Source organism: Bradyrhizobium diazoefficiens USDA 110 (assembly GCF_000011365.1).
GTDB classification, from domain to species: Bacteria; Pseudomonadota; Alphaproteobacteria; order Rhizobiales; family Xanthobacteraceae; genus Bradyrhizobium; species Bradyrhizobium diazoefficiens.
Window position 1 is genome coordinate 4,878,049 of sequence record NC_004463.1, and the last position, 18,466, is coordinate 4,896,514.

Below are 18,466 nucleotides of genomic sequence, written 5' to 3' on the forward strand. Positions count from 1 at the left end.
CTCGGGGGCCGTTAACTTATGACAAGCAGACAACAATGCGCTGCGGCGCGCATCAGCGATACCTTCCGCGAAACTCGCGCGGTGAGGCGCCGGTCCAGCTGCGGAAGGCGCGGGAAAAACTCTTCTCGTTGCGGAAGCCGGCGATCTCCGCGATCCGCTTGATCGGGGTGCGGCCGCGCATCAACTCCTGCTTGGCGAGCTCGAATTTTGTCTCTTCCTTCAGATCGCGCAGCGAGGTCGCTTCCTCGCGCAGGCGCCGGTGCATGGTGCGGGTGGAGAGCGCCAGCTCGCTTGCGACATCCTCGGCGCCGAGACTGCGTCCGCGCGCATTGCGCAGCACGCGGCGCACGCGCTCGACCAGCAGCCGGTCGCGCCGATAGGGCAGCACGGTCAGCCGCAGCGCGCCCTTGAGCATGCTGTCGAGATCGGCCGGGCTGCGGGTCAGCGGCAGTGAAAGATAGTGCTTGTCGAACACGATGCGGGCGCCATCCGCATCAAAGCTCAAATGCCTGCAGAAGATCGTCGGATAGACCGAGACGTGGCCCGGCTCGGAATAGGGAAACTCGGCCGCACGCAGCGCGATCGCGGAATCGACGGCCCAGCAGGAGAAGCCGAGGACATAGCGGAGCAGGGTGACGAGGCAGAATTCGCGCAAGGGGCCGAGATCGCGCTGCTCGCGAAGGGAGATGGTCGCGGTCTCATCACCAAGCGAGAGCTCGAACAGCACGTCCTCGGTCAGCAGGCGATGATGCCGGCACCAGCGCTTTAGCGCGACTTCGAGATTGGGGGCCGTGATCGAGGCGCGGCACAGCATGCCATAGGTTCCCCAAGGCAGCCGGCGCGAGAACCAGCCGAGCGCTTCGTCGTCGAGCTCGCGCATGGCGTGGCCGGCCAGCGCCTCGAACTGGGCCGCCGTCACCCGTCCGTCCTGGGATCGAACGAGATCCTCGGTGACCTGCCCCTTGCCCAATGCCTCGGCCGGATCCCGCCCGTAAACGGCATAAGCGGCAACCACGCCGCGGACGAAGGCGGCTGGGGTCATGGCGCGGCGGGGCGTCGCGGTTGCGGCTTGGAACGGCATGAAAAATCCTCGCCAAAGTTGGCGGAAAATGCAACCTTTTCGACCGCCAGGACGCCCGGGCGGGGGTAGGTTCGGACCCGACAAGAATACGGAGGAATCGCCTTGAACATCCCGAGCATCGATTTCGATCTGGGCGAAGACATCAGCATGCTGCGCGACACGCTGCGCGCCTTCGTGGAGGCGGAGATCGCCCCGCGCGCCGCCGAGATCGAGAAGGCCAACCTGTTCCCGGCGGATCTCTGGAAGCGCCTTGGCGACCTCGGCCTGCTCGGCATGACGGCACCGGAGCAATATGGCGGCTCCAACATGGGCTATCTCGCCCATATCGTCGCCATGGAGGAGATTTCGCGCGGGTCGGCAGCCGTGGGCCTGTCCTACGGCGCGCATTCCAACCTCTGCGTCAACCAGATCCGCCGCAACGGCAACGACGCGCAGCGCGAGCGCTATCTGCCAAAACTGATCTCCGGCGAGTATGTCGGCGCGCTGGCGATGTCCGAGCCCGGCGCCGGCTCCGACGTCGTCTCGATGAAGCTGCGTGCCGACAAGCGCGGCGACCGCTACGTGCTCAACGGCTCGAAAATGTGGATCACCAATGGCGGCGACGCGGACGTGCTGGTCGTCTATGCCAAGACCGATCCGGAGGCGGGCCCGCGCGGCATGACTGCCTTCCTCGTCGAGAAGGGCTTCAAGGGATTTACCCACGGCCAGCATCTCGACAAGCTCGGCATGCGCGGCTCCAACACCTATCCCTTGTTCTTCGACGAATGCGAGGTGCCGGCGGAGAACGTGCTTGGCAAGGTGGGCGAGGGTGTCAAGGTGCTGATGTCCGGCCTCGATTATGAGCGCACCGTGCTTTCGGGCGGCCCGCTCGGGATCATGGCGGCCTGCATGGACGCGGTGGTGCCCTACATGCACGAGCGCAAGCAGTTCGGCCAGCCGATCGGCGACTTCCAGCTGATGCAGGGCAAGCTCGCCGACATGTATGCGACCTGGCAGGCCACGCGCGCCTATGTCTATGCGGTCGGGCGCGCCTGCGACCGCGCCGACCACGCGCGGACCCTGCGCAAGGATGCCGCGGCTGCGATCCTCTATTCCGCGGAGAAGGCGACGTGGATGGCGGGCGAGGCGATCCAGGCGCTCGGCGGCGTCGGCTACACATCCGAATTTCCGGTCGGACGGCTGTGGCGCGACGCCAAGCTGTACGAGATCGGCGCCGGTACATCCGAGGTCCGCCGCATGCTGATCGGCCGCGAGCTGATGGCCGAGACGGCGTAGGTCCGGCGCACTTGGAATTGCCGTGGTCCCACCTGGCCGCGGCCTCTCACCAGATCACCAGAAACGCGGGACAACATGCCGCTCCATTCCAGCATCGATCCGTCTTCGTCAGACTTTGCGCGCAATTCCGAGGCCATGCGCTCCCTCGTCGCGGACTTGCGCGAAAAGCTCAGCCAGGTTGCGGGCGGCGGCGGCGAGGCCTCGCGCAACCGCCACACCTCGCGCGGCAAGATGCTGGCGCGCGAGCGCGTTGACCTGCTGGTCGATCCCGGGACCTCGTTCCTGGAGCTGTCGCCGCTGGCGGCCTACGGCCTCTATGGCGGCGACGTGCATTCGGCGAGCGTCGTCACGGGAGTGGGGCGCATCTCGGGCCGCGAATGCGTGATCGTCGCCAACGACGCCACCATCAAGGGCGGCACCTATTATCCGATGACTGTGAAGAAGCATCTGCGCGCGCAGGACATCGCGCGGCAGAACAATCTTCCCTGCGTTTATATGGTCGATTCCGGCGGCGCCTTCCTGCCGCTCCAGGACGAGATCTTTCCGGACGAGCGCCACTTCGGCCGCATCTTCTACAACCAGGCGCAGATGTCGTCGCAAGGCATCCCGCAGGTCGCGATCGTGATGGGGTCCTGCACCGCCGGCGGCGCCTATGTGCCGGCCATGTCGGACGAGAGCATCATCGTGCGCAACCAGGGCACCATCTTCCTCGGCGGCCCGCCGCTGGTGAAGGCGGCGACCGGCGAGGTGGTGACCGCGGAGGAGCTCGGCGGCGCCGACGTGCATTCGCGGCAATCAGGTGTGACCGATCACTACGCGCAGAACGACGCCCACGCGATCGGCATCGCCCGTCGCATCGTCGGCACCCTGAAGCCGTCGAGCCGGCCGAACCTCAACATGCATCCGCCGCGCGATCCGCTGTTCGCGGCCGAGGAGATCTACGGCGTGGTGCCGGTCGATGGCCGCAAGCCGTTCGACGTGCGCGACATCATCGCGCGCGTTGTGGACGGGTCGGAATTCGACGAGTTCAAGAAACTCTACGGCACGACGCTGGTGTGCGGCTTCGCCCATATCTGGGGCTATCCGGTCGGCATCATCGCCAACAACGGCATCCTGTTCAGCGAGAGTTCGTTGAAGGGGGCGCATTTCATCGAGCTGTGCTGCCAGCGCGGCATTCCGCTGGTGTTCCTGCAGAACATCACCGGCTTCATGGTCGGCAAGAAGTACGAGGCCGGCGGCATCGCGCGCGACGGCGCCAAGCTGGTCACTGCGGTCGCGACGGCGTCGGTGCCGAAATTCACCGTGGTGATCGGCGGCTCCTATGGCGCCGGCAATTACGGCATGTGCGGCCGCGCCTACTCACCGCGCTTTCTCTGGATGTGGCCGAACGCGCGCATCTCGGTGATGGGCGGCGAGCAGGCCTCGATGGTGCTGAGCCAGGTCCGGCGCGACAATATCGAGGCCAGGGGCGATAGCTGGTCGAAGGACGAGGAAGATAAGTTCCGCGAGCCGATCCGCGCGCAGTATGAAGGCCAGGGCCATCCGTACTACGCGACCGCGCGCCTGTGGGACGACGGCGTGATCGACCCGGCCGACACCAGGCTCGTGCTCGGCCTCGGCCTCTCGGCGGCGTCGAATGCGCCGATCGAACCGACGAAATTCGGCCTGTTCAGGATGTGATGCGATGGACCGCTCAAAGCTCTACCGCCGTTTTCGCACCCTCCTGATCGCCAACCGCGGCGAGATCGCCTGCCGCGTCATTCGCACCGCCCGTGCCATGGGCCTGCGCACGGTCGCGGTCTATTCCGAGGCCGACCGTGACGCGATGCATGTCGCGCTCGCCGACGAGGCCGTGCTGCTCGGCCCCGCGCGGGCGCGTGACAGTTATCTCAATGTCGAGCGTCTGATCGAAGCCGCGCGAAAGACCGGGGCGGAGGCCGTGCATCCCGGCTACGGCTTCCTGTCGGAGAATGCCGAGTTTGCGCATGCCTGCCTCGACGCGGGGCTGGTCTTCGTGGGGCCGACCGCCGGGATGATGACGGCGATGGGCTCGAAGTCCGGCTCGAAAGCGCTGATGGAGAAGGCGGGCGTGCCGCTGGTGCCCGGCTATCACGGCGAGGCCCAGGACGAGGCGACGCTGGCGAAGGCCGCGAACCAGATCGGCTTCCCGATCCTGGTGAAAGCGTCGGCCGGCGGCGGTGGCCGCGGCATGCGGATCGTGCGCTCGGCGGCCGAGCTCGGGCCCGCGATCGTCAGCGCCAAGCGCGAGGCCAAGGCCGCGTTCGGCGACGACCGCATGCTGATCGAGAAATATGTCGACAATCCCCGCCACATCGAGGTGCAGATCATCGGCGACAGCCACGGCAATCTGCTCTCGCTGTTCGAGCGCGAATGCACGCTGCAGCGCCGGCACCAGAAGGTGATCGAGGAAGCGCCGTCGCCGACCCTCAATGCGGCACAGCGCGAGACGGTCTGCGCCGCGGCGCGGAAGGCGGCGGGCGCGGTGAACTATGTCGGCGCCGGCACCATCGAGTTCGTCTCCGACGGCAAGGACGTGTTCTTCATCGAGATGAACACGCGTCTCCAGGTCGAGCATCCCGTGACCGAGCTGATCACCGGAATCGACCTCGTCGAATGGCAGCTGCGCGTCGCCTTCGGCGAGGCGTTGCCGCTGCGGCAGGACGAGATCCGCCTCAACGGCCACGCGGTCGAGGCGCGCGTCTACGCCGAAAATCCGACCAAGAACTTCATGCCCTCGGTCGGAAAGATCTCGACCTGGCGGCTGCCCGCAGAGACCGGCGGCCTGCGCATCGACGCGGGCTATCGCGAGGGCGACAGCGTCTCGCCGTACTATGACGCGATGCTCGCAAAAATGATCGCCTGGGCACCGACCCGGGATGTCGCGATCGAGCGGCTGAACCGCGGACTGGAGGACTCCGACGTTCGCGGCATCGTCACCAATATCCCGTTCCTGTCGGCGCTGATCACGCATCAAAAAGTGCGGGCGAATGCGATCGACACCGGCTTCATCGAGCGCGAGCTGGCGGTGTTGACGCAGGCTACGCCTGCGCCCGGCGAGCTCGAGCTCTGCGCCGCGGTCGCCGCGATCGTGAACGACGAACGGCAGGCCGCGCAGGCAGAGGCGAATTCGCCCTGGCAGACGTTCGGCTGGATGCCGGTCGGCCGGCGTCAGCGCAGCTTTGCCTTCCGCGTCGGACATGGTGTCGGACATGGGCCCGAGCAGAAGATCACCCTCAACTACGGCAGCGGGCCGTCGACGCTGGTCATCGGCGAGCGCGAGCTGGCATTCGCGATCGGGCCGCGCGATGGCGGCTTCGATCTGACGCTCGACGGCGTCAAATCCCAGGTCGCCGCCGTGATCGACGGCCATGAGCTCTATTTGCGCACGCGCCACGGCCGCTTCGACCTGCATTGGGTCGATCCGTTCGGCGGCGAGACCGAGGAGCAGGCCGGCGCGGACAAGATCGCGGCACCCTTGCCGGGCACGGTCGTCGCGGTGCTGGCCGAGGAGGGCGCAACGCTGGAGAAGGGCGCGCCGATCCTCACCCTCGAAGTGATGAAGATGGAGCAGACCCTGCGGGCGCCCTATGCCGGCGTGCTGACGTCGATCAAGTGCAAGGTCGGCGACATCGTGCAGGAAGGCGTCGAGCTCGCCGTGGTCGAGCCTTCGGGAGAATGAGATGAGCGAGCCCGTCCGCATCATCGAGATGGGGCCGCGCGACGGCCTCCAGAACGAGAGGACGCCGGTGAGCGTCGAAGCCCGCATTGCCTTCGTCGAGGCGCTGGTCGCAGCCGGTCTCAACACCGTCGAGGTCGGCGCTTTCGTGTCGCCCAAGGCGATCCCGCAAATGGCAAGCTCCGATGCCGTGCTGCGCGGCGTCGGCCATATAACGGGTGCCGAATTCCACGTGCTGGTGCCGAACGAGAAGGGCTATGACGCCGCGCGCGCCGCGGGCGCGAAGGTGGTCTCCGTCTTTGCGGCGGCCTCCGAAGGCTTTTCGCGGGCCAACATCAACTGCACGGTCGCGGAGTCGATCGAACGGTTCAAGCCGGTGCTGGCGCGCGCCAAGACCGACGGCATCAAGGTGCGCGGCTACATTTCCTGCGTGCTGGGCTGTCCGTTCGACGGCGAGATCAAGCCGAAGGCGGTGGCCGATCTTGCTAGCACGCTGTGGGACCTCGGCTGCTACGAGATCTCGCTCGGCGACACCATCGGCGTCGGCACCCCGGCCAAGGCGAAGGAAATGCTGCGCGCCGTCAGCGCCGACATCCCCGCCGCCAATCTCGCGATGCACTTTCATGACACCTACGGCCAGGCGCTCGCCAACCTCTATGCCGGGCTGGAGCAGGGCGTCCGCGTCATCGATGCCGCCGCCGGCGGCCTCGGCGGCTGCCCCTACGCCCCCGGCGCGACCGGCAATGTCGCGACCGAGGATGTCGTCTACATGCTCGAAGGCATGGGCATCAGCACCGGCGTCGACATGGAGAAGCTGTTGGCGGCGACGAACGAGATGAGCGGCGTGCTGGGCAAGCCGCCCGTGAGCCGCGTGGCGTCCGCGCTGAATGCGAAGAAGAAGCGAACTACGTCCTAATTTTCGTAGGGTGGGCAAAGGCGCATAGCGCCGTGCCCACCATCTCTCCGCGATCGAATTTGGAAATGGTGGGCACGCTTTCGCTTCACCCACCCTACGAGACAACGAAACGCGCGGTCAGGCCGCCTTCAGCCCAACATCCGGCAGACGCGGCCGGCTCTTGAGCGCCTTCACCATCATGGCCTCGACCTCGGCCTTTTCCTGCGGCAGCAGGGCGAGGCGGGGCGGACGGGTCAGCACCGTGCCGCGGCCCATGATGTGCTCGCACAGCTTGATGCACTGGACGAGGTCCGGGCGCGCATCGAGATGCAAGAGCGGCATGAACCATTCGTAGAGTGGCATCGCCTCGGCATAGCGTCCCGCCTTGGCCAGGCGAAACAGTGTCTCGCCCTCGCGCGGGAAGGCGTTCGACATGCCGGAGACCCAGCCCACGGCGCCCATGGCGACGCTCTCGACGATGACGTCGTCGAGGCCTGCGAACAGCACGAAGCGGTCGCCGACCATGTTCCTTGTGTCGATGAAGCGGCGCGTGTCGCCGGAGGAATCCTTGAAGGAGACGACCGTCTCGACGTCGGCGAGCGAGGCCAGGATGTCGGGGGTGACGTCGTTCTTGTAGATCGGCGGGTTGTTGTAGAGCATCACGGGAAGGTCCGTCGCGGTGGCGACGGCGCGGAAATGCGCGGCGGTCTCGTGCGGCTTCGACGAATAGACCAGGGCCGGCATCACCATGACGCCGTCGATGCCGACACGCGCGGCTTCCTTGGCCGTCTCGACCGCGAAGGCCGTGGTGAACTCGGCGATGCCGCACAGCACGGGCACGCGCCCGGCCGCGACGGATTTCGCCGTCTCCATGATCGCGACCTTCTCCTTGCGCTCCAGCGACGTGTTCTCGCCGACGGAGCCGCAGACGATCAGGCCGGAGACGCCGTCGCGGATCAGTCCGTCCATCACCTTCGCGGTCGCGTCGATGTCGAGCGAGAGATCGTCGTGGAATTGCGTGGTGACGGCCGGGAAGACGCCTTCCCAGGAAACGCGGCGGCTCATGGTCTAACTCCAAGTAAGTTTTGCCGGCGGGGGCTGGGGCCGCCGGCTGTGGTGAAGAGGATGGCGGGCGGGATCAGAGCGTAGCGCCGACCTTGCGCAATTCGGCGAGGACCGGAGCCTTGGGCAGCCAGATCTTGTCGAACTCGGCAATGACCGCCTCGGTGTCGCCGGCCGGCACCTGGCGGATCGGGATCGGCGCGTTCTTGAAGTTCTCGATCAGTGCGGGCTCATTGCCGGCGAGCTCGTCGATCTGCGCGTCCAGCGTCGACTTGACCGTCTTGGCGATCAGCTCGCGGTCGGCTGCGGGGAGCGACTGCCAGACCCGGCCCGAGACCACTGCGGCCATCGGCATGAAGACGGCGTTCATCTGGAGGATCACCTTCGAGACCTTGTCGAAGCGCTGATTCCAGGAGAATTCGAGATCAGCCTCGAGGCCATCGACCTGGCCGTTGGCCATCGCGTCGAACACCTGCGGCGTCGGGATCGGCGTCGGCGCCGCGCCAAGCGAAGAATAGAAATCGCGATAGACCGGCGTCGGGTTGATGCGCAGCTTCATGCCCTTGATGTCGGCGAGCGAATTCAGGTCCCTGGAGGAGAACACCGCGCGCATGCCGGTGATGCCCCAGCCGAGCCCGATCGTGCCGGTCTCCTGCGGCAGCACGTCGAACAGCTTCACCGCCGCGGGATGCCGCACGAATTTCGCGACCGCCGGCGTCGAGCGGACGATGTAGGGCGCGTTGATCGCGGCGATGTGCGGGACGCGCGAGCCGAGCTCGGCGGCCTGGATGAAGCCCATGTCGAGCGCGCCGGACTGCAATTGCTGCATCATCGCGGGCTCGTTGCCGAGCTGGCCGGAGTGGAACACGGTCAGCGTCAGCCGGCCGTTGGTGGCGGCCTTGAGCTCGTCGCCGAACTTGAGCGCGGCTTTGTTCCAGGAATGGCCGTTCGGCGTGATCAGGCCGAGGCGGAATTCCTTGGCCTGGGCGAGCGCCAGCGACGGCGCGAACACCGATGCGGCTGCGCTGGCGGCGAGAAAGCGGCGACGTGAAAGCGGCATGGTCGGGCTCCTTTTGGACGGGCCTATTTGACGAGGATCAGCGAGAGCGAGGGGAAGAGCGAGAGCAGCACCAGCAGGACGCAGGAGATGACGAAGAAGGGCAGCGTCACCATGAACATCTTGCCGGGCTTGGCGCCGGTGACGGCGGCCGCGACGAAGAAGCAGAGCCCGACCGGCGGCGACAACAGGCCGAGCACCAGGTTGATCACCACGACGACGCCGAAATGCCGGGGGTCGATGTGATAGACGTCGGTTGCGACCGGCAGCAGGATCGGCACCGTCATGATCAGGCCGGGAATGCCGTCGATCACGGTGCCGATCACCAGCAGGATGACGTTGCAGATCAGCATGAAGCTGATCGGGTCCTTGGCGGCCGACTGGATCCAGCCGGCGGTCTCCTGCGGCACCTTGCCGAAGATCAGGACCCAGGAGAACACCGCGGCGGCGGCGACGAGGAACAGCACGATTGCCGAATAGATGGCACTGCGCAGCATCATCTGCGGCAGCTGGGAGAACTCGAACTCTTTGGTCCAGTATTTTCCCACCAGCGCCGCGGCGACGGCGCCGACGGCTGCGGATTCCGTTGCGTTGGCGAGGCCGCCGAGGATGGTGCCGACGATGACGATCGGGATCAGCAGGGTGGGCGACGTCCGCAGGATCGTCATGACGCGCTGGCGCGGCGTCTGATAGTCGGCGCGGGGATAATTGTAGATGTATCCCATCAGCGCGATGACGAGGCAGAACATCACGGTCAGGATGACGCCCGGCACGATTCCGGCGATCAGCATGTCGCTGACCGAGACCTGCGCGAGAACGCTGTAGACCACGAACATCACCGAGGGCGGGATGATCGGGCCGAGCATGCCGCCATAGGCGGTCAGTCCCGCCGCAAAGGTCTTGTCGTAACCCTTCTTCTCCATCTCCGGCACCATGATCTGGGCCATGATCGCGACCTGCGCGGTCGCAGATCCCAGGATCGAGGAGATGAACATGTTGGCGAGGATGTTGACGTAGGCGAGTCCGCCCTTCAGCGAGCCGACGAAGGCCATCGCCATGTCGACGATGCGGCGGGTGATGCCGCCGCCGTTCATGATCTCGCCGATCAGGATGAAGAGCGGAATGGCGATCAGGCCGTAGCTGTCGACGCCGCCGAACAGCTGGAGCGGATAGGACTGGAACAGCACCGGATTGCCGGATGCGGCGATGTAGACGAGGCCGGCGAGGCACAGGCAGAGCCCGATCGGCACGCCGACCAGCATGATCGCGACGAAGGCGGCAGACGTGATCATCAGTTGACCCCGTCGAGCTCGGAGAGCTGGAAGCCCCTCAGCGGCGTGCGCGGGACCAGCTCGAGATCTTCAAGTAGATTGGCGAGGCCGTGAATGGTCATCGACACCGCGAAGATCGGCAGCGTCAAATAGAGCACCCAGGTCGGCCAGTTCAGCGTCTGGGTGTGCTCGGTGTAGAGGAAGTTGAAGGTCTCGGCCGCGAGCTTGCGCCCGTCGAAGCCGGCGCGTGCGAGCCCGATCGGGTCCATCCAGAGCACGCAGGTGACGATCAGGGCGACGCCGAACACGACGACGAGACCGGTCGAGATCACCTTGGCGATCTTCTGGTGCTGCGGCGAAAGACGCTCCGTCAGCATCGTGACGGCGAAGTCCAGCCGCAACCGCGTCATGGCGGAGGCGCCGATGAAGGTCAGCCAGACCACGCAATAGACAGCGGATTCATCGATCCAATAGATCGGGAAATGCGAGTAGCGGGTGACGACGTTCACCAGGATCAGTGCGGTGAGCAGGTACATCAGGCCCATCAGCGCCAGACGCTCGAAGGCCAGCAGCGCGCTCGACGCCCTGATCACAATCCGCCGGGCGCTGAGCGCGCCCGTATCCGGCATCGTCCCTTCGATCATCAAAGGCCCCAATCCCCCGTCAGAATTCCCGTGCCAAGGCAAAATGTATAATTTATACATTTTGGGTGTCAAACGGAGATTGCGGTCATTTCGGCGGCAGGACGCGCTTTTGCTGGGCACCTGGTTTTGTGGGGGCTGGCTTTTGCTGGCGCCCTCAACATGCAAGAGAGGGACCGCTTTCTGCCGGACGAGTCGCGAAGAAAGACGGAAGGTCAGATGAAACAGCCTCTGAAGCATCGCACCCTGTCGGCTGCGATCGTCGACCAGCTCCGGCAGGCGATCCTCGACGGCACCTATCCGGCGGGATCGCAATTGCGCCAGGATGCGCTTGGCGATGCCTACGGCGTCAGCCGCATTCCGGTGCGCGAGGCGCTGTTCCAGCTCGAGGCCGAAGGGCTGGTGCGCATCGTTCCGCAGAAGGGCGCCATCGTCTCGGAACTGTCACTGGACGAGATCAACGACGTGTTCGACCTCCGCCGCATCCTGGAGCCGCGATTGCTGGCGCAGTCGGCGCCGCGCTTCACCGGGGAGGATTTCGCGGGGCTGGACGACATCCACAAGAGTTTCGAGAAGGCGATCAAGGCGCGCAACGTCAGCGAATGGGGCCAGCTCAACGCCGACTTCCACATGGCGCTCTACGTCCACGCCCCGCAGCCGCGCACCCGCGCGATCGTGCTGTCGCTGCTCCAGACCAGCGACCGCTACACGCGCCTCCAGCTCTCCAACACCAAGGCGATGGGCACTGCCGAGAAGGAGCACGCCCAGCTGATCGCGCTCTGCCGCGCGCAGAAGATCGATGAGGCCTGCCGGTTTTTGGAGCGGCACATCGAGGCCGTGCGAAAGGATCTGTTGCAGGTCGTGGCCGGCAGCACGATCGCGCCGAAGTCACGGCGGAAGGAGAAATCGTAGGGTGGGCAAAGGCGCATAGCGCCGTGCCCACCGTCTAGGCGTCGTACATTCTGGTGGGCACGCTACACTTTGCCCACCCTACGGAAGTTGCGATTGCCGCTACCTGCTCCCGTCCGGCCCCATCACGAGATCCGGCAGCGCGGTCGATATCCCCGGCACGAAGCACAGCAGCAGCACCGCAAGCATCATCAGCAGCACGAAGGGCAGGGTGCCCCAGATCACCTCGCTGAGGGGAATATCGGGCGCGACGTTGCGGATGACGAAGATGTTCAATCCCACAGGTGGGTGGATCAGCCCCATCTCCATCACGATGGTCATGACCACGCCGAACCAGATGATGTCGAAGTTCGCGGCGCGTAAGGGCGGCAGGATGATCGGCGCGGTCATCAGGATGATCGAGACCGGCGGCAGGAAGAAGCCGAGCACGACGACCATGACGAGGATCGCGAACAACAGGCCCCAGCGCGGCAGGTGCATCGCGACAACGGATTCGGCGACCGATTGCGAGATGTGCAGATAGCTCATCACGTAGGAATAGAGCAGCGACATGCCGATGATCATCATCAGCATGGTCGATTCCCGGATCGTCGACTTCATGATCGGCGCAAGGTCGCTCGGCCGCCACACGCTGTAGATCGCGGCGATCAGCCCCAGCGCGAGGAGCCCGCCGAGGCCGGCGGTCTCCGACGGCGTGGCATAGCCGCCATAGAGCGCGATCATGACGCCGGTGAGCAGAAGCACGAACGGGATCACACGCGGCAGCACGCTGAAACGCTCTGCCAGCGTGTACTCGTCGCGGGCGAGAATTGCGGCTTCCGGTCCGCCTTTCCTGTAGATGGCCTCAGCGGCGGCATATTCCCGGCGGAAGCGGATCACGGCATAGGTGCCGAACAGGGACACCAGCAGCAGGCCCGGCCCGATGCCGGCGAGGAAGAGACGCCCGAGTGACTTTTCCGCCGCGACCGCAAACAGGATCATGGTGATCGAGGGCGGCAGCAGGATGCCGAGCGTGCCGCCGGCGGCGATGATGCCCGCGGCAAAGCCGCCGGAATAGCCGCGCTTGCGCATCTCGGGGATGCCGGCCGAGCCGATCGCCGAGCAGGTCGCTGGGCTCGAGCCCGCCATCGCCGCGAATAGCGCGCAGGCGAACACGTTGGCGACGCCGAGCCCGCCGGGGACGCGATGCAGCCAGGCATGCAGGGCCAAATAGAGATCCTGGCCGGCACGCGACTTGCCGATCGCCGCGCCCTTCAGGATGAAGAGCGGGATCGACAGCAGCGTGATCGAGGCCATTTCCTCGTAGACGTTCTGCGTCACCGTATCGAGGGAGGCCGACGGCATGTAGATGCCCATGAACACGACCGCGACCGCGCCAAGTGCGAAGGCGATCGGCATGCCCGAGAACATCACGACCAGCGTCGCAATGGCGTAAGCTAGGCCAATACCGAAAACGCTCATGGCCGCCTGGCTCCTGCGAAAGGCAGCGCAAGCTGCACGAGAATCTGGACGCAGAGCAGGCTCATGCCGAGCGCCATCAGCGAATAGGGAATGGCGAGTGGCGGCGACCACATCGAGTTCGAGACCTGGCCGTCGACATAGGCCTCATGGGCCAGCGTCCAGGATTTCCATGTGAAGAAGGCGCAGAACATGAATGTCGCGGCATCGACCAACCAGAGCCTGATCCGGTTCGCCAGCGGCGAGAGCAGGCCGACGAAAGCCTCGATGCCGATATGACCGCGGTTCTGCTGCACATAGGCGGCCGTCATGAAGGTCGCGCCGACCAACAGGAACACGGCGGCCTCGTCCTGCCAGTAATTGGCGGCCTTGAACAAGGCGCGGCTCAGCACGCTGTAGCTCAGGATGGCGCAGGCCGCGACCAGCGCGATCGCCGCGAACACGACGATCATGCTGTTGAGGATGGCGAGACCGCGATCGATCGCCGCCGCAAGGCCGGTCCTTGCGGCAGCGTTGGCCTGGTCGTCACGATCCGGAAGCGGACCGTGGCTCATGCCGCGACGTCGGTGGCGAGCTTGAGCAGGTTCGCGGCGGTCGCGGTCTTGGCGCCGTAATCCTTCCACGCGGTGTCGCGGGCGATGTCGCGCCACTTTCCGACGGTCGCGGCATCGAGCACCGAGACCTTGGCGCCGGCCTTCTCGTAGACCTTTGCGACCTCGACGTCGTCGTCCTGCGCGCCCTTGCGGCCGAAGACTTCGAGCTCGGCGCCAACTGCGAGCAGCACGTCCTGCTGGTTCTTCGGTAGCTTGTCGAAGATCGCCTTCGACATCATCAAGGGCTCGAGCATGAACCAGTAGGAAGCGCCCGCGCCCGAGGTCAGCGACTTCGCGACCTCTTCGAGCCGGAACGAGATCAGGCTGGTGGAGGAGGTGAGAGCGGCGTCGCAGGCGCCGGTCTGCATCGCCGCGTAGATTTCGTTCGAAGGCACCGACAGCACCGAGGCGCCGGCGGTCTGGAGCACCATGTCCATCTCGCGCGAGCCGCCGCGCACCTTCATGCCTTTGGCGTCTTCAGGCGCGACGATAGGCTTGGAGCGGCTGGCGAGGCCGCCGGCCTGCCACACCCAGGTGAGCAGGATGATGCCCTTGTCGGCGAGGAAGTCGGAGAGCGCCTTGCCGACCGGCTCCTTCTTCCAGCGCATGCCCTGGTCGTAGGTGGTGACGAGGCCCGGCATCAGGCCGATATTGGTCTCCGGCAATTCGCCGCCGGCGTAAGGCATCGGATAGAGCGAGATATCGAGCGCGCCCTTGCGCATCGCGGAGAACTGCGCGTTGGTCTTGATCAGCGAGGAGTTCGGATAGATTTCAGCGGCAATGTCGCCATTGCTGCGCTTGGCGACTTCGGCGGCGAACATGCGGCAGAGCCGGTCGCGGAAATCGCCCTTGTCGATGGTGCCGCCCGGGAATTGGTGCGAGATCTTCAGCGTGGTCGCGGCATGCGCGGTGCCAGTGCCGAAGCGGAGAATGGCGGGTGCCGCGACGGCGGTCGCGAGCAGGTGGCGGCGCGTGAGCATGGTGTGATTCCCTTGGACGGTTCTTGTTTGGTGTGATTTGGGTCAGGCCTTGTGAGACCGGTGCCTGGGCCCATCCTAGCCGGTCTTTCGCCCGATGTTCTCTCATCTGATAGTTCGAGACCGAATGCCGCGGCAAGTGTCGGCCGTGCTGCGCTGCACACTTCTGGTCCTCCTAGGCCAGGCGGAACGAGGGACGGCGGCGGCGCGCAGAAATTTATCAGCGACCGCGTAACAACGCCGCGTGGCAATCCGTCGAGATTGAATAGCGGCGTCCGTCGCTGACAAACACCATCTCGAAGGGAAGACCAATCATGACCATTCGCACCCGCATCGCGCTCGGCGTCTCGGTTGCCGCTCTCTCGCTTGGCCTCGCGCTGTCGCCGGCCGCCTTTGCCCAAGACAAGATGGGCGACAAGATGGGCAAGGAGGACGGCATGATGAAGAAGAACACCATGTCCAAGGACGGCATGAAGAAGGATGCCATGACCAAGGACGACGGCATGAAGAAGGATCACATGTCGAAGGACGGGATGAAGAAAGACGACGGGATGATGAAGAAGAACTGATCTTCCATCGTCGCGGGAGGCGTTTGCGCAAGGCAGACGCGCGCTCTCGAAAGTCCGGAGCGGTCCCGCGGACCGCCCCGGAGCGATGTCTCAGCGCAAGTTCAACTGAATGTGACTTGTGAACGTTACTTGCGCTTGGCCTTGCGGGCGGCGTAACGGGCGTCGCGCTTGGCCTTCTGTTCGGCCTCGAGCGCAGTCGCTTGGGCGGCCGCTTCCTCGGCCTCACGCGCAAGTCGCGCAGCTTCCGCGGCCTTGGCTTCTTCCTCAAGGCGCTTCTGCTCGGCCTTTTCCGCCTCGCGCGCAGCCTTTGCCTCGGCGCGCTTGGCCGCGAGCGCCTCACGCTCGGCACGCTTCGCCGCAACCGACGGATCATCCGGTCCCGGTTGGGATTTGAATTTGTTCAAAAGATTTTTGCGGGCGTCCTGCGCCGCCTTTTGCCGGTCTGCGAAACCTGGTTCCCTGAATCCACTCATCGACGAGCCTTGTCTTCCTCGCTTTCGACCCTACATCACTGCGTGTTGGTACGTCGGCTGGGCATAGCAGGCGCCACGCGACGCAGATGCGTGTACATCGCCGCGCGTCGCAACGCCACCCAAATCGCAGCCGACCAGGTAGACGAAAATCGCCTCCCGACGATCCTCGTAGCCCGGAAAAACTGCCGAATTGTGATGTCCCTCATAAGGGAGCACGCGGAGCGGCGCCTAGCGTCCGCGCCAACGAGACGGAGCACGGGCATGATGATCTTCCGATTGAGCCTGAAGGCGCTCGCAATCACCGTCGCTGTCGCCGCCTTGGCCGGCGCCGCGTTCCTGCTCGCCCGTCCGCAGCCGATCGAAAGTGCCGTCCTGGGCGCCGACTGGGAGTGCAGCCAGACCGCGTTCGTGCTCACGACTTGCCCACCACGCGTCCGTGAGGCGATCCCCGCGGTCGAAACCTCGCGCAAGGATGCGATCCGGGCGACCCGAGGCTGAACCGGAACTTGCGATGTGACGCGTCGCCGCAGAGGTGTTAAAGCTGGCTCGCCCGAGTGATCAGCCGGTCATGACCAAGTCTGAGCCCAATCCCGAACCCAAGCCTGAACCGGGTGACGGGCCCAAATCCCCGCCAAGACCTCAATCCGGTGACAATCGCCGCGGCGCGGTCGCCGGCCTGATCATCGCGATCGTGATCCTCGGCGTCGGCTGGTGGCTGGCCCGCGATCTCACCGCCGCCAGCAAGATGCAGGACTGCCTGATGTCGGGGCGAAGCAATTGCAACGTGATCGAGCCGGCCCGCTAGAAGTCCTCCAACGCTGTCCTCTGGAGCTCTTTGGGCCGAAAAATCGCCGTGATCTTAATCATTTGTAACGGGACTTAGCCGATCAGGCAGGTCAGTTATGTCAGCCGGCATCAGCCCAGCGCGCGGCGAATCGTCTATCGCGCTGGGACCACGGCGATCGGCCACGGCAATCGAAAGAGTAGGGGGGCAAGCACGCATGAGTGCGTCCAGCAGCAAGAAGATCATCATTCCCTTGGTTTCGGCCATGTCGTTGCTCGCGCTCTCGGCGCAGGCGCAGGAAGCCAGGCCACCGAGGGACGCCGGCCAATTTCCGGCAGCGCCAGCTCCGGGCTTACCGTCCCAGAACAATCAGAACATGCGCAAGGGCCCGCCGCCGCAGCAGGCGGCCCGGCCTGCGCCGCAGCCCGGCGGCCAGCCCCATGCGGGCCCCGGGGCCGGTCCGCACAATGCGGGCGGCCCGCCGCCCGGACGTAACTACGCCAGGGGACCCGCACCGGCGCGCGACTGGGGCGGACACGCCTATCGCGGCAACGTCGCCTGGGATGGCGGGCGCTGGCGCCACGAGGTCCACAACGGCCGCTCCGGCTGGTGGTGGGATGTCGGCGGCGTCTGGTACTATTATCCGCAGCGGATGGCCGGTCCGCCCGGCTATATCTCCGAGGAATATTACGACGACGTGCCGGTGGCTTACGCCCCGCCGCCGGTTGCCTACGAACCGCCGCCTCCGCCGCCGCCGGCCGATCCCGGCGCGAGCGCGCTTGGCGGCGCCATCGTCGGCGGCGTGCTCGGCGGTCTGCTCTCGGGCAACGCGACGGGCGCGGCCGCGGGCGCCGTGATCGGCGGCGCCACCGGCGCGATCGCCGGTGCTACGGCTGCCTCGCGTCCCGGCTACTACCTGGCCGAGGGCAATTGCTACTACCGCTATCCGAGCGGCCAGTATGTGCAGGCCGATCCTCGCGCGTGTTACTGAGGGTCCAGGCAGCTCTGAAATGAAGAGGCGGGCGAAAGCCCGCTTCTTTTTTGTCCGGGTTTGTCGTCTTGGCTTGGCGCCGCGGCGGAACGACTGATTGCCGCGCGCCTACGACACCAGCCAGGTCATGAACGCCATGAGACCCCAGACCAGGCCCGCGATCCAGGCCAGCATCACGATGCCGATGGTCGCAAGAAAGGTGACGCCGAACGCGTCGGACCTTTTTCGCGGTGTGGGGACGTGAGCCTCAGCTGCTGCTTCTCGTGTCATGACCGCAAGACCACCCGTGCCTTCTCCCGCCTTTGGGAGCGCTGAGATGTTCTAGCCGAGACGCCGGGCGCAGGCTGTGACGCAATTCACATCCGTCTGAATGATGCCGAGTTTCACGGGTTCGTGCGGTATCTGCGTCGCACGGTCGCCGTGGGACGCCTTGAAACCACGAGTGCAGTTTCATATCAGATACAATTGAAGCGTGTGGAAAACGCTCACGACAACGCTGATTATCCGCAATCATACGGACGAAATTGCCATGCACTTGTCCAGATCGGACGGCTAGAATCCGCCCCATGTGTAACAAGTACGATCCACAGCACGAAGCCGAGGCGGCAATGAAGCGCGCCGCGGCATCAGAAGGCCCGGACCGGCAACGACTCATCGAGCTCGCCATTGCCTGGCATCAGCTGGCCCGCGACCGGCGCGACGATGAACCGACGGAATAGTCGGATCGAGCCGA

The 18,466-nt window shown here is 65.4% G+C and carries 20 protein-coding genes; 10 read left to right on the plus strand and 10 right to left on the minus strand.

What is annotated here, in order from left to right; genetic code table 11:
- Nucleotides 1-52: 52 nt before the first annotated feature.
- The gene (locus tag BJA_RS22055) at nt 53-1,081 is read right to left on the minus strand and encodes an AraC family transcriptional regulator (RefSeq protein WP_011087190.1); all 1,029 of its coding nucleotides are present in this window, start codon (nt 1,079-1,081) and stop codon (nt 53-55) included.
- A gap of 102 nt (nt 1,082-1,183) precedes the next feature.
- Here BJA_RS22055 and BJA_RS22060 point away from each other — a divergent pair, with 102 nt between their 5' ends.
- The 4 genes from BJA_RS22060 (at nt 1,184) to BJA_RS22075 (ending at nt 6,969) form a co-directional block, all read left to right on the plus strand.
- Nucleotides 1,184-2,356 (plus strand): isovaleryl-CoA dehydrogenase, encoded by a 1,173-nt coding sequence (locus tag BJA_RS22060; RefSeq protein WP_038967131.1) that lies wholly within the window; start codon nt 1,184-1,186, stop codon nt 2,354-2,356.
- A 75-nt stretch (nt 2,357-2,431) separates the two neighbouring features.
- Nucleotides 2,432-4,036, plus strand: a complete 1,605-nt coding sequence (locus BJA_RS22065; RefSeq protein ID WP_011087192.1) for a carboxyl transferase domain-containing protein — start codon at nt 2,432-2,434, stop codon at nt 4,034-4,036.
- A gap of 4 nt (nt 4,037-4,040) precedes the next feature.
- A complete protein-coding gene (locus tag BJA_RS22070) occupies nt 4,041-6,056 on the plus strand; it encodes an acetyl/propionyl/methylcrotonyl-CoA carboxylase subunit alpha (RefSeq protein ID WP_038967137.1) in 2,016 nt (671 codons plus the stop codon).
- A 1-nt stretch (nt 6,057) separates the two neighbouring features.
- Entirely contained in the window at nt 6,058-6,969 is a 912-nt protein-coding gene (locus tag BJA_RS22075; RefSeq protein WP_011087194.1) for a hydroxymethylglutaryl-CoA lyase, read from the plus strand.
- Between the two features lie 117 nt (nt 6,970-7,086).
- Here BJA_RS22075 and BJA_RS22080 read toward each other — a convergent pair whose 3' ends face one another.
- The 4 genes from BJA_RS22080 to BJA_RS22095 form a co-directional block, all read right to left on the minus strand.
- Entirely contained in the window at nt 7,087-8,013 is a 927-nt protein-coding gene (locus BJA_RS22080; RefSeq protein WP_011087195.1) for a dihydrodipicolinate synthase family protein, read from the minus strand.
- A 73-nt stretch (nt 8,014-8,086) separates the two neighbouring features.
- Entirely contained in the window at nt 8,087-9,070 is a 984-nt protein-coding gene (locus BJA_RS22085; protein ID WP_011087196.1) for a TRAP transporter substrate-binding protein, read from the minus strand.
- A 23-nt stretch (nt 9,071-9,093) separates the two neighbouring features.
- Complete coding sequence (locus BJA_RS22090) at nt 9,094-10,359, minus strand: TRAP transporter large permease (RefSeq protein WP_011087197.1); 1,266 nt, start codon at nt 10,357-10,359, stop codon at nt 9,094-9,096.
- On the minus strand, nt 10,359-10,967 hold the full coding sequence (locus BJA_RS22095) for a TRAP transporter small permease (protein ID WP_038967140.1): 609 nt from the start codon (nt 10,965-10,967) through the stop codon (nt 10,359-10,361). The genes BJA_RS22090 and BJA_RS22095 overlap by 1 nt, the downstream gene beginning before the upstream one ends.
- Nucleotides 10,968-11,198: 231 nt before the next feature.
- On the opposite strand from BJA_RS22095, the gene BJA_RS22100 reads away from it, so the two are divergent.
- On the plus strand, nt 11,199-11,891 hold the full coding sequence (locus BJA_RS22100; protein WP_038967141.1) for a GntR family transcriptional regulator: 693 nt from the start codon (nt 11,199-11,201) through the stop codon (nt 11,889-11,891).
- Nucleotides 11,892-11,990: 99 nt separating this feature from the next.
- Here BJA_RS22100 and BJA_RS22105 read toward each other — a convergent pair whose 3' ends face one another.
- Genes BJA_RS22105 through dctP form a run of 3 tightly spaced genes read right to left on the minus strand, consistent with a single transcriptional unit; the run spans nt 11,991 to nt 14,919 of the window.
- On the minus strand, nt 11,991-13,349 hold the full coding sequence (locus tag BJA_RS22105) for a TRAP transporter large permease (RefSeq protein ID WP_011087200.1): 1,359 nt from the start codon (nt 13,347-13,349) through the stop codon (nt 11,991-11,993).
- Nucleotides 13,346-13,900 (minus strand): TRAP transporter small permease, encoded by a 555-nt coding sequence (locus BJA_RS22110; protein WP_011087201.1) that lies wholly within the window; start codon nt 13,898-13,900, stop codon nt 13,346-13,348. The genes BJA_RS22105 and BJA_RS22110 overlap by 4 nt, the downstream gene beginning before the upstream one ends.
- Nucleotides 13,897-14,919 (minus strand): TRAP transporter substrate-binding protein DctP, encoded by a 1,023-nt coding sequence (dctP, locus tag BJA_RS22115; protein ID WP_011087202.1) that lies wholly within the window; start codon nt 14,917-14,919, stop codon nt 13,897-13,899. The genes BJA_RS22110 and dctP overlap by 4 nt, the downstream gene beginning before the upstream one ends.
- Before the next feature lie 311 nt (nt 14,920-15,230).
- Between dctP and BJA_RS22120 the strand changes: the two genes are divergently transcribed.
- Nucleotides 15,231-15,485: a pentapeptide MXKDX repeat protein gene (locus BJA_RS22120; protein WP_011087203.1), complete on the plus strand. Its 255-nt coding sequence runs from the start codon at nt 15,231-15,233 to the stop codon at nt 15,483-15,485.
- A gap of 125 nt (nt 15,486-15,610) precedes the next feature.
- Here the strand turns inward: BJA_RS22120 and BJA_RS22125 are convergent, their stop codons facing one another.
- On the minus strand, nt 15,611-15,958 hold the full coding sequence (locus BJA_RS22125) for a DUF6481 family protein (RefSeq protein ID WP_011087204.1): 348 nt from the start codon (nt 15,956-15,958) through the stop codon (nt 15,611-15,613).
- 261 nt (nt 15,959-16,219) lie between these two features.
- Here BJA_RS22125 and BJA_RS22130 point away from each other — a divergent pair, with 261 nt between their 5' ends.
- The 3 genes from BJA_RS22130 (at nt 16,220) to BJA_RS22140 (ending at nt 17,733) form a co-directional block, all read left to right on the plus strand.
- Nucleotides 16,220-16,456 (plus strand): hypothetical protein, encoded by a 237-nt coding sequence (locus BJA_RS22130; protein ID WP_063921460.1) that lies wholly within the window; start codon nt 16,220-16,222, stop codon nt 16,454-16,456.
- A gap of 70 nt (nt 16,457-16,526) precedes the next feature.
- Nucleotides 16,527-16,763, plus strand: coding sequence for a hypothetical protein (locus tag BJA_RS22135; RefSeq protein ID WP_038967144.1), 237 nt, complete (start codon nt 16,527-16,529; stop codon nt 16,761-16,763).
- Nucleotides 16,764-16,959: 196 nt separating this feature from the next.
- Nucleotides 16,960-17,733, plus strand: coding sequence for a hypothetical protein (locus tag BJA_RS22140; protein ID WP_038967145.1), 774 nt, complete (start codon nt 16,960-16,962; stop codon nt 17,731-17,733).
- 108 nt (nt 17,734-17,841) lie between these two features.
- On the opposite strand, the gene BJA_RS42370 is transcribed toward BJA_RS22140, so the two are convergent.
- The gene (locus BJA_RS42370; protein WP_011087208.1) at nt 17,842-18,003 is read right to left on the minus strand and encodes a hypothetical protein; all 162 of its coding nucleotides are present in this window, start codon (nt 18,001-18,003) and stop codon (nt 17,842-17,844) included.
- A gap of 296 nt (nt 18,004-18,299) precedes the next feature.
- Between BJA_RS42370 and BJA_RS42375 the strand changes: the two genes are divergently transcribed.
- On the plus strand, nt 18,300-18,452 hold the full coding sequence (locus BJA_RS42375) for a hypothetical protein (RefSeq protein WP_165448158.1): 153 nt from the start codon (nt 18,300-18,302) through the stop codon (nt 18,450-18,452).
- The last annotated feature ends 14 nt before the right edge of the window (nt 18,453-18,466 follow it).

Excerpts from the sequence above, each read along its gene's own strand:
- BJA_RS22055 (WP_011087190.1), bottom strand. The coding sequence starts at position 1,081 with ATGCCGTTCCAAGCCGCAACCGCGACGCCCCGCCGCGCCATGACCCCA.
- BJA_RS22065 (WP_011087192.1), top strand. The coding sequence starts at position 2,432 with ATGCCGCTCCATTCCAGCATCGATCCGTCTTCGTCAGACTTTGCGCGC.
- BJA_RS22070 (WP_038967137.1), top strand. The coding sequence starts at position 4,041 with ATGGACCGCTCAAAGCTCTACCGCCGTTTTCGCACCCTCCTGATCGCC.
- BJA_RS22075 (WP_011087194.1), top strand. The coding sequence starts at position 6,058 with ATGAGCGAGCCCGTCCGCATCATCGAGATGGGGCCGCGCGACGGCCTC.
- BJA_RS22080 (WP_011087195.1), bottom strand. The coding sequence starts at position 8,013 with ATGAGCCGCCGCGTTTCCTGGGAAGGCGTCTTCCCGGCCGTCACCACG.
- BJA_RS22085 (WP_011087196.1), bottom strand. The coding sequence starts at position 9,070 with ATGCCGCTTTCACGTCGCCGCTTTCTCGCCGCCAGCGCAGCCGCATCG.
- BJA_RS22090 (WP_011087197.1), bottom strand. The coding sequence starts at position 10,359 with ATGATCACGTCTGCCGCCTTCGTCGCGATCATGCTGGTCGGCGTGCCG.
- BJA_RS22095 (WP_038967140.1), bottom strand. The coding sequence starts at position 10,967 with ATGCCGGATACGGGCGCGCTCAGCGCCCGGCGGATTGTGATCAGGGCG.
- BJA_RS22100 (WP_038967141.1), top strand. The coding sequence starts at position 11,199 with ATGAAACAGCCTCTGAAGCATCGCACCCTGTCGGCTGCGATCGTCGAC.
- BJA_RS22105 (WP_011087200.1), bottom strand. The coding sequence starts at position 13,349 with ATGAGCGTTTTCGGTATTGGCCTAGCTTACGCCATTGCGACGCTGGTC.
- BJA_RS22110 (WP_011087201.1), bottom strand. The coding sequence starts at position 13,900 with ATGAGCCACGGTCCGCTTCCGGATCGTGACGACCAGGCCAACGCTGCC.
- dctP (WP_011087202.1), bottom strand. The coding sequence starts at position 14,919 with ATGCTCACGCGCCGCCACCTGCTCGCGACCGCCGTCGCGGCACCCGCC.
- BJA_RS22120 (WP_011087203.1), top strand. The coding sequence starts at position 15,231 with ATGACCATTCGCACCCGCATCGCGCTCGGCGTCTCGGTTGCCGCTCTC.
- BJA_RS22125 (WP_011087204.1), bottom strand. The coding sequence starts at position 15,958 with ATGAGTGGATTCAGGGAACCAGGTTTCGCAGACCGGCAAAAGGCGGCG.
- BJA_RS22130 (WP_063921460.1), top strand. The coding sequence starts at position 16,220 with ATGATGATCTTCCGATTGAGCCTGAAGGCGCTCGCAATCACCGTCGCT.
- BJA_RS22135 (WP_038967144.1), top strand. The coding sequence starts at position 16,527 with ATGACCAAGTCTGAGCCCAATCCCGAACCCAAGCCTGAACCGGGTGAC.
- BJA_RS22140 (WP_038967145.1), top strand. The coding sequence starts at position 16,960 with ATGAGTGCGTCCAGCAGCAAGAAGATCATCATTCCCTTGGTTTCGGCC.
- BJA_RS42370 (WP_011087208.1), bottom strand. The coding sequence starts at position 18,003 with ATGACACGAGAAGCAGCAGCTGAGGCTCACGTCCCCACACCGCGAAAA.
- BJA_RS42375 (WP_165448158.1), top strand. The coding sequence starts at position 18,300 with ATGTGTAACAAGTACGATCCACAGCACGAAGCCGAGGCGGCAATGAAG.